This window comes from Streptococcus oralis, from assembly GCF_003943415.1.
Classification (GTDB): Bacteria; Bacillota; Bacilli; order Lactobacillales; family Streptococcaceae; genus Streptococcus; species Streptococcus oralis_BJ.
This window is the reverse complement of the sequence record NZ_RJPK01000004.1, coordinates 1-12,528: the sequence shown is the minus strand read 5'-3', so window position 1 is coordinate 12,528 and position 12,528 is coordinate 1. Positions and strand designations below refer to the sequence as shown.

Genomic DNA, 12,528 nt, shown 5'->3' with positions numbered 1-12,528 from the left:
CATTGAAGCTCCTAACACTGGGCTTTTTGTTTAGAATTTCTTTTCTTTTTTATATAGATATGATATTCTATATGTGAAATATATAGTTTTTATTTGAACATTATTATAAAAGGAGTAAGATTGATGGATAAAAGAAAGCTTGGCTTGGAAGATTTTTATGCTTGGTACCAAGAAAATAAAATAAGATTAAGAGAAGATGCATTTAAATATAGTATTCACAATGAAAAATTACGTGAAGAATTTCTTAAAGAATGGCCACTTGATAGAATTTTAACCATGTCTATCGATGAATATGTCATTGGGAAAGGCACTAAAAGTAATTCTTTTTGCTACGGTCTTGAGAGGGGGAAATACAAATCTTTATTTATGGGAATTGGAGGCGGAGGTTCTTCAAAATTTGGTATTTATTGGAATGAAAAAACAAAGAGTTATAAAGATCAAGCTAATAAAGTCATTCCAGAATCAGAACTAGAAGACCGATTTAACAAATTAAAATCGGATTTGTATGAGATCATCCAAGCTGGTAGAATGTTGGATTTCAATAACCCTATTTTTGACATAAAAAAGTCAAAGAATGAATTTATTGGGCGTTCTGCGGTAGTCACAAAACTACTTTGTATTTATTCGGAGAATCCTTCTTTTTTAGGAGTAAATATGAATAGTCAAAATGAATTTTGGAATAGGTTGATTCCCCAAAGTAATCAAGGAGGGCCCTATCGTCAGAATCATGAGATTTGTAAACTGTTTTCTAAAACATATCCTGAACTAGAATCTTCAATGTTGGGTAGTATTTTATTTGAGTATTCAAAAGATTTTATAGACAGTGATAATAAGCAAGGAGAGAAAGAAATGTCTGAACAAAATAATATTCATCATCCCTTGAGTAATATCTTGTTACAATCCAAAAACCTTATCCTCCGTGGCGCACCTGGTACAGGAAAAACTTATCTTGCTAAAGAAATTGCTAAAGAATTAACGGATGGCAACGAAGACCAAATCGGATTTGTACAATTTCACCCTTCCTATGATTATACGGATTTTGTGGAGGGGTTGAGGCCAGTTTCAAATGGGGATGGAGCTATTGAGTTTAAGCTAGAAGATGGTATTTTTAAGAAATTTTGCCAGAAGGCTAAAGAAGCTCAGAAAACTGGGGGACAAGATAATTTTGATGAAGCTTGGGATCTTTATCTTGAATATGTAAGTGGCAGAGATGAAAAAGAATATTTGACAGAATTTTCCTATCTCACAGTAAATAGTCGAAATAATTTTAATATCAATTATGAAACTAAAGCCCAAGGAACTTGCTTAACAAAATCTTATGTTTATGAACTCTATAAAGATGAAAAATATCTGAAACAGCCCTATTATCGTAATCAAGGAAAAAAAGTCCTAGAAACTTTAAAGAAAAGATTTGGTCTGAAAGATTATATTTCTCCAACAGAAATTGACACAGACAAGAAATTCGTCTTCATCATCGATGAGATTAATCGTGGGGAGATTTCTAAGATTTTTGGGGAACTCTTTTTCTCTATTGACCCTGGCTATCGTGGTGAAAGGGGGAGTATATCTACCCAGTATGCCAATCTACACGAAACTGATGATAAGTTTTATATCCCTAAAAATGTTTACATCATCGGAACAATGAATGATATTGATCGCTCGGTGGATACCTTTGATTTTGCTATGCGTCGTCGTTTCCGCTTTGTTGAAGTTACTGCTGAAAGTCAAGTTGCTATGTTGGATAAAGAACTGGGTATCCATGCAGAAGAAGCAAAACTTCGTCTTAGAAATTTGAATGCTGCTATCGAAAACGTTCAGGAGCTAAATAGCCATTATCATATCGGACCAAGTTATTTCCTTAAGTTGAAGGATGTAGATTTTGACTATGAATTGCTCTGGTCTGATTACCTCAAACCGCTTTTGGAAGATTACTTACGAGGTTCTTATGAAGAGGCTGAAACTCTGGGTACATTGAAAAAAGCATTTGATCTGACAAATAAGGAGCAAACAGTTCAGCAAGATACTGGTGATGATAATGCGGATAACTGATAATCAGCATAGAATTGCTAAAGAAGACTTTGTTGCAGAATATCCCAAACTAAGTCAAGCTCTTCTTGATAGAACACTGGATAACCTTTCTAGAGAGGATAATATCTTTATTTTTCCAAATGATTTGACTCATACTCCTGATTTGGATAAGGACCAAAAGATTTTGGAAACAGTTAATCAGGAAATCAAGACAGGGAACGTGATTGGTTTTCTTGGATATGGTCAGGAAAGATTAACGATTTCCTCTCGTTTTTCTGATGAAAGTAACGACCATTTTTTGCATTATCTTTTACAAAAGGTTCTCAATATTAACCTGACTAGTTTGGATGTCGGTCTATCTCCTGAAGATAAGCTCTATCAGCTTTTGGTTTACCTCTTTCCCAAGTATCTGCAAGCTGCTCTCCGAAAAGGTCTTTATAAGGAATACCAGAGATTTTTCCATAACGATAGTCATATAAAGGGAGTCGTTGATGTTGGAAATCATCTGAAAAAAAATCTTCCTTTTACGGGAAATATTGCCTATACTACTAGGGAGTTTACCTATGATAATCCACTCATGCAGTTGATTCGACATACGATTGAGTACATAAAGAATCAGAAAGGTTTTGGAGTTCTGCTCGATAGGAATCGTGAAAATATAACAGAAATTATTCGCGTAACTCCAGCTTATAAACTAGCTGATCGTGCCAAGATTATTAGAATGAATAAAATCAAACCCATCCGACATGCCTATTTTAGAGAGTATAGAAAATTACAGGAACTCTGCTTGATGATTCTGAGTAGAGAAAAGCATGGTCTTGGACCTCAAGCCCAAAAGGTACATGGTATTCTCTTTGATGTTGCCTGGCTTTGGGAAGAGTATGTTTACACCTTGTTGCCAAAAGGTTTCATCCATCCTCGAAATAAAGAAAAGAAAGGCGGCATCCTAATATTTTCTGGTGGGAAACGAAAAGTATATCCAGATTTTTATGACAGAGAACGAAAGATTGTTCTAGATGCAAAATATAAAAAACTGGAGTTTACTGAAAAAGGGATCAATCGCGAGGACTTGTTTCAGTTGATTTCCTATTCTTATATTTTAGAAGCTGGGAAAACTTGGAAAGCTGGATTGATTTTTCCTAGTATGGAGCAGTCAGTAAATAGTGAGATAGGAAAAGTAGTGGGGTACGGAGTCTTGTTTAAAAAGTGGTCTATCCAAATTCCTCAGAAGGCTTTATCCTACAGTGTGTTTTGTAAAATAATGGAAAATTCTGAAGAAATTTTTAAAAGGAATATTGATAATGAAGTGGAGTGAAACTACTCTCTCCACTTTACTTCTCTATTCCTTAAGTAAAAACCGAACGATGTAATTTGATTATTAAAAATATTTGACAAAAACTGTACTTTAGTTTATAATAAATCAAGGAAACGTCGGAAAAAGGCGTAGAGATGCGCAAGCATAGGTAGGTCATTACAAAAGAAACGAGACATCGATATGTTAAATGAATTTCCAATTTTTGATTACGAAGATATTCAGTTGATCCCTAATAAATGTGTCATTAAAAGCCGTGCAGAAGCGGATACAAGTGTCACACTTGGAAATCACACTTTCAAACTACCTGTTGTACCTGCAAATATGCAGACGATTTTGGATGAGAACGTAGCAGAGCAACTTGCTAAAGGTGGTTATTTCTACATTATGCACCGTTTTGACGAGGCGGGGCGCATTCCTTTTATCAAACGCATGCATGATCAAGGGCTCATTGCTTCAATTTCTGTCGGTGTTAAGGATTACGAGTATGACTTTGTTAGCCAGCTCAAGACTGATGCTCCTGAGTATATCACGATTGATATTGCTCATGGTCATGCAGATAGCGTGATTTCTATGATTCAGCACATCAAGAAAGAATTACCAGACACTTTTGTCATTGCTGGGAATGTAGGGACACCAGAAGCTGTGCGTGAATTGGAAAATGCTGGTGCCGATGCTACTAAGGTTGGAATCGGTCCTGGTAAGGTTTGTATCACCAAGGTGAAAACAGGTTTTGGTACTGGCGGTTGGCAGTTGGCTGCTCTTCGCTGGTGTGCAAAGGCTGCGCGTAAGCCGATCATCGCTGATGGTGGGATTCGTACTCATGGTGATATTGCTAAGTCTATCCGTTTCGGTGCTAGCATGGTCATGATTGGTTCCCTATTTGCAGGACATATCGAAAGCCCAGGAAAGACAATCGAAGTCGATGGGGAACAGTTCAAAGAATACTATGGTTCCGCTTCACAATATCAAAAGGGTGCTTATAAAAACGTGGAAGGCAAACGTATCTTACTTCCTGCCAAGGGGCATTTGCAAGACACCCTTACTGAGATGGAGCAAGATTTGCAAAGTGCCATTTCCTACGCAGGAGGACGCAAGGTTGCTGACCTCAAGCACGTTGATTATGTTATCGTGAAAAACTCTATCTGGAACGGGGATGCTTCCCACTAATAGACGCATACTCCACCCATAAAAAACTTGTTATTAGAGCAAATTTCTGTTATAATAAAACAAGTTTCCACCCTTAGTGTAATGGATATCACGTAAGATTCCGGTTCTTAAGATGGGGGTTCGATTCCCTCAGGGTGGATGTAAACAGCCTAAAAAAGCCTTTAAATAAGGCTTTTTTCTTTATATTGCCTCCAAAATTGGAAATTTTTTTTTTCAAAAACTATCCCACTCTCCCCTAGTCCCATTTTAAAGTGACTCAGAGGACTTTTTTTGTTATAATAGAAAGGATCGTAATTATTAGAAAGAGGTCAGTATGAAAGAATTACAAACTGTACTGAAGAAGCGTTTTGCAATCGAATTTGCAGACAAAAACTTACTGGAAACGGCCTTTACTCATACGAGTTATGCCAATGAGCACCGCCTCTTAAAAATTTCACACAATGAGCGCTTGGAATTTTTAGGAGACGCTGTTCTGCAATTATTGATTTCAGAATATCTGTATAAAAAATATCCTAAGAAACCAGAGGGCGATTTGTCCAAGCTCCGTGCCATGATTGTCCGTGAGGAGAGTTTGGCTGGTTTTGCGCGTGATTGCCAGTTTGATCAGTTTATCAAGCTAGGAAAAGGGGAAGAAAAGTCTGGTGGTCGCAATCGTGACACCATTCTTGGTGATGCCTTTGAAGCCTTTCTGGGAGCTTTGCTTTTAGACAAGGATGTTGCTAGGGTAAAAGAGTTTATCTATCAGGTCATGATTCCCAAGGTTGAGGCAGGTGACTTTGAGATGATTACGGATTACAAGACACACTTGCAAGAGTTGCTCCAGGTCAATGGAGATGTGGATATTCGCTACCAGGTGACTTCTGAGATGGGACCTGCCCATGATAAGGTTTTTGATGTAGAAGTTCTGGTTGAAGGCAAGAGTATCGGAAAAGGCCAAGGACGTTCTAAAAAATTAGCAGAGCAGGAAGCCGCGAAAAATGCAGTGGAGAAAGGGCTGGATTCATGTATTTAAAGGAAATTGAGATCCAGGGATTCAAGTCCTTTGCTGATAAGACCAAGGTCGTCTTTGACCAAGGTGTGACAGCTGTCGTTGGGCCCAATGGTTCTGGGAAGTCAAATATCACAGAAAGTCTGCGATGGGCCTTGGGTGAGTCTAGTGTTAAGAGCCTTCGTGGTGGCAAGATGCCCGACGTTATCTTTGCTGGAACTGAAAGTCGCAAACCACTCAATTATGCCTCTGTTATCGTGACCTTGGATAATGAAGATGGCTTTATCAAGGATGCAGGGCAAGTCATTAAGGTAGAACGGCATATCTATCGTAGTGGGGATAGCGAGTATCGAATTGATGGTAAGAAAGTCCGTCTGCGTGATGTGCATGACCTTTTCTTGGATACTGGTTTGGGACGGGATTCCTTTTCCATCATTTCCCAAGGGAAGGTTGAGGAAATTTTTAACTCCAAGCCTGAAGAGCGTCGAGCTATTTTTGAAGAAGCTGCAGGAGTTTTAAAGTACAAAACTCGTAGAAAAGAAACAGAGAGTAAGCTACAACAAACTCAAGACAATCTCGACCGCTTAGAAGACATTATCTACGAGTTAGATAATCAAATCAAGCCCCTTGCAAAACAAGCTGAGAATGCTCGCAAGTTTCTTGACTTGGATGGTCAACGCAAGGCGATTTACTTGGATGTACTGGTTGCCCAAATCAAGGAAAACAAGGCTGAACTAGAGCTGACAGAAGAAGAGCTAACGCAAGTTCAGGAACTCTTGACTAGTTATTACCAAAAACGTGAAGAGTTAGAAGAGGAAAATCAAAGTCTTAAAAAGAAACGCCAGGATCTCCAAGCTCAAATGGCCAAGGATCAAGGAAGCTTGATGGATTTGACTAGTTTGATCAGTGACTTAGAGCGAAAACTAGCCCTATCCAAACTTGAATCTGAGCAGGTAGCCCTCAATCAACAAGAAGCGCAAGCCCGTTTGGCGACTCTGGAAGATAAGAGAAAGGCTCTAAGTAAGGAAAAGGCTGAAAAAGAAGGGAATCTGGAACAGTTAGAGGAAAGTTTAGCTGAAAACAACAAGGAACTCAATCGCCTAGAGGCAGAGTTGTTAGCATTTTCAGATGATCCTGACCAGATGATTGAACTCCTGCGTGAACGTTTTGTGGCGCTTTTACAAGAAGAAGTGGATGTCTCAAACCAACTGACCCGCATTGAGAATGAGTTGGAAAACAGCCGTCAACTATCTCAAAAACAAGCAGATCAACTTGAGAAATTGAAAGAACAGCTGGCTACAGCTAAAGAGAAGGCTAGTCAGCAAAAAGACGAGCTTGAAACCGCCAAGGAGCAGGTTCAGAAATTATTGGCAGACTACCAAGCTAGTGCCAAGGAACAAGAGGAGCAGAAAGCTTCTTACCAAGCCCAGCAGAGCCAACTCTTTGACCGTCTGGACGCTCTTAAAAACAAGCAGGCTAGAGCCCAAAGCTTAGAAAACATTCTAAGAAATCATAGTAATTTTTATGCGGGTGTTAAGAGTGTTCTTCAAGAAAAAGACCGTCTTGGTGGGATCATTGGTGCAGTCAGTGAACATTTGACCTTTGATGTGCATTATCAAACTGCCTTGGAGATTGCGCTTGGAGCTAGCAGTCAGCATATCATCGTAGAAGATGAAAACGCGGCAACTAAGGCAATTGATTTCCTAAAACGTAACAGAGCTGGTCGTGCGACCTTCCTTCCGTTGACGACTATCAAGGCTCGTACGATTTCTAGTCAGAATCAAGATGCTATCGCTGCAAGTCCAGGATTTCTGGGAATGGCAGATGAGTTGGTGTCGTTTGATAAGAGACTAGAAGCCATTTTCAAGAACTTGCTAGCCACAACGGCTATCTTTGATACCGTGGAACATGCGCGTACAGCTGCTCGTCAAGTTCGCTATCAGGTTCGCATGGTGACACTTGATGGTACCGAATTGCGCACAGGTGGTTCCTACGCGGGTGGTGCCAATCGTCAAAATAACAGTATTTTCATCAAGCTAGAACTAGAGCAATTACAAAAAGAAATTGCTGAAGAAGAAACTAGTCTGCGTTCTGAAGAGGCAAGCTTGAAGACCTTGCAAGATGAGATGGCGGTATTGACAGAAAGATTAGAATCCATCAAATCTCAGGGTGAGCAAGCTCGTATTCAGGAGCAAGGCTTGTACCTTGCTTATCAACAAACCAACCAGCAAGTGGAAGAGTTAGAAACTCTTTGGAAACTTCAAGAAGAGGAATTAAATCGTCTTTCTCTCGGAGATTGGCAAGCGGACAAGGAAAAATGCCAAGAGCGTCTTGCTACCATTGCCAGTGAAAAGCAAAATCTGGAAGCTGAGATTGAAGAGATTAAGTCTAACAAAAACGCCATTCAAGAACGTTATCAAAACTTGCAGGAACAGATTTCTCAAGCGCGCTTGCTTAAGTCCGAACTGCAAGGACAAAAGCGGTACGAAGTGACTGATATTGAACGCTTAGGCAAGGAACTGGATAATCTGGATATCGAGCAAGAGGAGATCCAGCGTCTCCTCCAAGAAAAAGTTGATAATCTTGAAAAAGTTGATACGGATTTGCTAAGTCAGCAAGAGGAAGAGGCCAAAACTCAGAAAACAAATCTCCAACAAGGTCTGATTCGCAAGCAGTTTGAATTGGATGATATCGAGGGTCAGCTGGATGATATTGCCAGTCATTTGGATCAGGCTCGTCAGCAGAATGAGGAGTTGATTCGCAAGCAAACACGTGCTGAAGCTAAGAAAGAAAAGGTCAGCGAACGTTTGCGCTATCTACAAGTTCAATTAACTGACCAGTACCAGATTAGCTACACAGAGGCTCTAGAAAAGGCTCATGAACTGGAAAATCTCACTCTGGCGGAGCAAGAGGTTAAGGATTTAGAGAAGGCTATTCGCTCACTGGGTCCTGTTAACTTGGAAGCTATTGACCAGTACGAAGAAGTTCACAACCGTCTGGATTTCCTCAATAGCCAGCGTGATGATATTTTGTCTGCGAAAAACTTGCTTCTTGAGACCATTACAGAGATGAATGATGAGGTTAAGGAACGCTTTAAATCAACCTTTGAGGCTATTCGTGAGTCCTTTAAAGTGACCTTTAGACAGATGTTTGGCGGCGGTCAGGCAGACTTGATATTGACTGAGGGCGATCTTTTAACAGCTGGTGTGGAGATTTCTGTCCAACCACCAGGTAAGAAAATCCAATCTCTCAACCTCATGAGTGGTGGTGAAAAAGCCCTATCTGCTCTGGCTCTGCTCTTCTCCATTATCCGTGTTAAGACCATTCCTTTTGTTATCTTGGACGAGGTAGAGGCGGCGCTGGACGAAGCCAATGTCAAACGTTTTGGGGATTACCTCAACCGCTTTGACAAGGACAGCCAGTTTATCGTCGTAACCCACCGTAAGGGGACGATGGCAGCAGCGGACTCTATCTATGGAGTTACCATGCAAGAATCAGGTGTTTCTAAGATTGTTTCGGTTAAATTAAAAGATTTAGAAGAACCAATAGACTAGTTACCAAATGATAGCATCTCTTAGGAGGTGCTATTTTTTAAAACTAAAGTGCTAAATTTTCTCTTACGGTCAGTTCAGGGGCAAAAAAAGACATTTGGGATTTCCTCTTAGCGAAAAGACTTTCTCTATGATATAATAGTTTCATGATTACAACAGTACCTATTAAGAACGAAAAAGATATTGCAGTACCAGGGAAAACAGTCCTTGTACTAGGTTATTTTGATGGCATCCACAAGGGGCACCAGAAACTTTTTGAAGTAGCCAGTAAGGCTTCTATGAAGGATTATCTGCCAGTTGTCGTGATGACCTTTACAGAGTCGCCAAAACTTGCCTTACAACCTTACCAACCTGAGCTCATGCTCCATATTGTCAATCACGAAGAACGGGAGCACAAGATGAAGTGGCACGGAGTAGAGGCTCTTTTCTTACTTGACTTTAGTAGCAAATTTGCTAGTTTAACGGGTCAAGAGTTCTTTGATACCTACATCAAGGCTTTAAAACCAGCTATCATTGTAGCAGGATTTGACTATACGTTTGGTTCAGATAAGAAAACTGCGGATGACCTGAAGGACTATTTTGATGGAGAGATCATCATTGTTCCTCCAGTTGAGGATGAAAAGGGCAAGATTAGTTCCACACGGATTCGTCAGGCTATTCTTGATGGAGATGTCAGGGAAGTCAAGCATCTGCTCGGCACTCCGCTCCCATCTCGTGGGATGGTCGTTCATGGAAATGCTCGTGGGCGTACTATCGGTTATCCAACAGCCAATCTGGTTCTAAGAGATCGAACTTACATGCCAGCAGATGGTGTCTATGTAGTCGATGTAGAAGTACAACGTCAGAGATATCGTGGCATGGCAAGTGTGGGGAAAAATGTCACCTTTGATGGAGAAGAACCACGTTTTGAAGTCAATATTTTTGACTTTTCAGATGATATTTACGGTGAGACAGTCATGGTCTACTGGCTGGACCGTGTCCGTGATATGGTCAAATTTGACTCTGTAGAGGAACTGGTAGACCAACTCCAGAAAGACGAAGAGATTGCTCGGAACTGGAAGGATGGAGAGTAGAAATGTTTAAAAAAGTGAACCACATATTGTGTTTGCTTTTTTATTTTTGAAAGAAATGTTTATAGCGAGAAACATAATTGAAGCTTGATTGAAAATCTGTTAAAATAGTGATATTCATAACTTTAAAAACCAAAGAAAAGAGACTAGTATGATTACAGGCGAATTAAAAAGTAAAATAGATCAGCTGTGGGAAATGCTGTGGACTGAAGGAAATGCAAATCCTCTAACAAATATTGAACAATTGACTTATCTTCTGTTTATGAAGGATTTGGATAGTGTTGAACTTGGACGCGAAAGCGATGCTGAGTTTCTAGGAATTTCTTATGAGGGAATTTTTCCAAAAGATAAACCTGAATACCGTTGGTCGACTTTTAAAAATATAGGAGATGCTCAGGAAGTTTATCGTTTAATGACACAGGAGATTTTTCCATTTATTAAGAATCTTAAGGGTGATACTGACGATACAGCTTTTTCACGTTATATGCGTGAAGCCATCTTTCAAATTAATAAACCAGCTACGCTCCAAAAGGTGATTTCTATATTAGACGAATTTCCAACTAGAGGGTCAGATATAGATTTTGATAATGACACACAGGGAATTAATGATATTGGAGACATCTATGAATATCTGCTATCAAAATTGTCAACCGCAGGTAAAAATGGACAGTTTCGTACGCCTCGTCACATCATCGATATGATGGTTGAGTTGATGCAACCAACTATCAAGGATATTGTCTCAGATCCTGCTATGGGGTCTGCTGGTTTCTTAGTATCTGCTAGCTGTTACTTAAAGCGTAAGAAAGATGAATGGGAAACCAATCCAGATAATATCAACCATTTTCATAACAATATGTTTCATGGAAATGATACGGATACAACTATGCTGAGACTTGGTGCAATGAATATGATGCTACATGGGGTGGAAAATCCACAAATTAGTTATCTTGACTCACTATCTCAAGATAATGAAGAAGCAGATAAGTACACTCTAGTTTTAGCAAATCCTCCATTTAAAGGGTCACTTGACTACGATTCAACTTCAAATGATCTCCTTGCAACTGTAAAAACCAAAAAAACAGAATTGCTTTTCCTTGCTCTTTTCTTGCGTACCTTGAAACCAGGGGGGCGTGCAGCAGTTATTGTACCTGATGGTGTCCTCTTTGGTTCCTCTAAAGCCCATAAAGGAATTCGTCAAGAAATTGTTGAGAATCATAAATTGGATGCTGTAATCTCAATGCCTAGCGGTGTTTTCAAGCCTTATGCTGGAGTTTCAACCGCCATTCTCATCTTCACAAAAACTGGAAATGGTGGAACGGATAAGGTCTGGTTTTACGATATGAAAGCAGATGGTTTAAGTTTGGATGATAAACGACAACCGATCAGTGATAATGATATTCCAGATATTATTCAACGTTTCCATCAACTTGAAAACGAAGCAGAACGTAAGAGAACAGACCAATCTTTCTTTGTTCCAGTCGATGAGATAAAGGATAATGATTATGATTTATCGATCAATAAATACAAAGAAATAGAGTATGAAAAAGTTGAGTATGAACCAACAGAAGTCATCTTAAAGAAAATCAATGAACTAGAAAAAGAAATTCAAGCTGGCTTAGCAGAGTTAGAAGAATTACTCAAGTAGGGAGATGCATGTATGAAAAAAGTGAAGTTGGGGGAAGTGACAATTAATATAGATAATCGTAGGAAACCTCTTAACAATCTTCAACGATCAGAAAAATCGTTCTCAAAAAAATATCCGTATTGTGGTGCAAATAATATTATTGATTATATAGATGAATATATTTTTGACGAAAATGAAGAGATCCTTTGTATTGCTGAAGATGGTGGCAATTGGGGTAAAGATGAGGAATGTACTTATGTGATGAATGAAAAGTGTTGGGTTAATAATCATGCCCATGTGCTTAAAATGAAAACAGGTGTTGATATTAACTATATCAAACTTACTCTTGATTATTTAGATTTAACGTCATATATCACAGGTTCAACTAGAGGGAAGTTAACAAAATCCTCTTTAGATAAAATTGAGATAAATTTACCAAATTATCGTACACAGATTAGTATCTCAAAAAAAATATCTGACATTCAGAAATTAATTACAAAAAAGGAAACACAAATTCAAAAATATAACGAGCTCGTCAAATCCCGATTTAACGAGATGTTTGGGGATCCTGTTTTGAATGATATGGGGTGGGAGATTGAAACACTAGATAAAGTTGGAACGATTGGTAGAGGTGTTTCTAAGTATAGACCACGTAACGCTTCGGAATTATTTGGAGGAATCTATCCGTTTATACAGACAGGAGATGTAGCTAATTCAGGAAACTATATTGTAGATTATCATTCTACATATTCTGAGTTTGGTCTTAAACAAAGTAAATTGTGGGA

General features: G+C 39.1%; 8 protein-coding genes and 1 tRNA gene. All 9 read left to right on the top strand.

The window, feature by feature from the left end; genetic code table 11:
* Window positions 1-123 precede the first annotated feature (123 nt).
* A complete protein-coding gene (locus D8801_RS06005) occupies window positions 124-2,049 on the top strand; it encodes an McrB family protein (RefSeq protein WP_185758509.1) in 1,926 nt (641 codons plus the stop codon).
* Window positions 2,036-3,343, top strand: a complete 1,308-nt coding sequence (locus tag D8801_RS06000; protein ID WP_125848558.1) for an McrC family protein — start codon at window positions 2,036-2,038, stop codon at window positions 3,341-3,343. Before D8801_RS06005 ends, D8801_RS06000 begins: the two co-directional genes overlap by 14 nt.
* Before the next feature lie 180 nt (window positions 3,344-3,523).
* The gene (locus D8801_RS05995) at window positions 3,524-4,510 is read left to right on the top strand and encodes a GMP reductase (RefSeq protein WP_084972379.1); all 987 of its coding nucleotides are present in this window, start codon (window positions 3,524-3,526) and stop codon (window positions 4,508-4,510) included.
* 67 nt (window positions 4,511-4,577) lie between these two features.
* Window positions 4,578-4,649 (top strand) — tRNA-Arg (locus D8801_RS05990).
* 174 nt (window positions 4,650-4,823) lie between these two features.
* Window positions 4,824-5,522 (top strand): ribonuclease III, encoded by a 699-nt coding sequence (rnc, locus tag D8801_RS05985; RefSeq protein ID WP_125848556.1) that lies wholly within the window; start codon window positions 4,824-4,826, stop codon window positions 5,520-5,522.
* Window positions 5,513-9,052, top strand: coding sequence for a chromosome segregation protein SMC (gene smc / locus D8801_RS05980; protein WP_125848554.1), 3,540 nt, complete (start codon window positions 5,513-5,515; stop codon window positions 9,050-9,052). Before rnc ends, smc begins: the two co-directional genes overlap by 10 nt.
* A gap of 143 nt (window positions 9,053-9,195) precedes the next feature.
* Window positions 9,196-10,122, top strand: a complete 927-nt coding sequence (locus D8801_RS05975; protein ID WP_125848552.1) for a bifunctional riboflavin kinase/FAD synthetase — start codon at window positions 9,196-9,198, stop codon at window positions 10,120-10,122.
* A gap of 148 nt (window positions 10,123-10,270) precedes the next feature.
* Window positions 10,271-11,764, top strand: coding sequence for a type I restriction-modification system subunit M (locus D8801_RS05970; protein ID WP_125848549.1), 1,494 nt, complete (start codon window positions 10,271-10,273; stop codon window positions 11,762-11,764).
* Window positions 11,765-11,776: 12 nt separating this feature from the next.
* A partial coding sequence (locus D8801_RS05965; protein WP_185758508.1) for a restriction endonuclease subunit S occupies window positions 11,777-12,528 on the top strand: 752 nt, incomplete at its 3' end.

What these genes read in the sequence shown, in the direction of transcription:
- D8801_RS06005 (WP_185758509.1), top strand. Translation starts at nt 124, where the DNA reads ATGGATAAAAGAAAGCTTGGCTTGGAAGATTTTTATGCTTGGTACCAA.
- D8801_RS06000 (WP_125848558.1), top strand. Translation starts at nt 2,036, where the DNA reads ATGCGGATAACTGATAATCAGCATAGAATTGCTAAAGAAGACTTTGTT.
- D8801_RS05995 (WP_084972379.1), top strand. Translation starts at nt 3,524, where the DNA reads ATGTTAAATGAATTTCCAATTTTTGATTACGAAGATATTCAGTTGATC.
- rnc (WP_125848556.1), top strand. Translation starts at nt 4,824, where the DNA reads ATGAAAGAATTACAAACTGTACTGAAGAAGCGTTTTGCAATCGAATTT.
- smc (WP_125848554.1), top strand. Translation starts at nt 5,513, where the DNA reads ATGTATTTAAAGGAAATTGAGATCCAGGGATTCAAGTCCTTTGCTGAT.
- D8801_RS05975 (WP_125848552.1), top strand. Translation starts at nt 9,196, where the DNA reads ATGATTACAACAGTACCTATTAAGAACGAAAAAGATATTGCAGTACCA.
- D8801_RS05970 (WP_125848549.1), top strand. Translation starts at nt 10,271, where the DNA reads ATGATTACAGGCGAATTAAAAAGTAAAATAGATCAGCTGTGGGAAATG.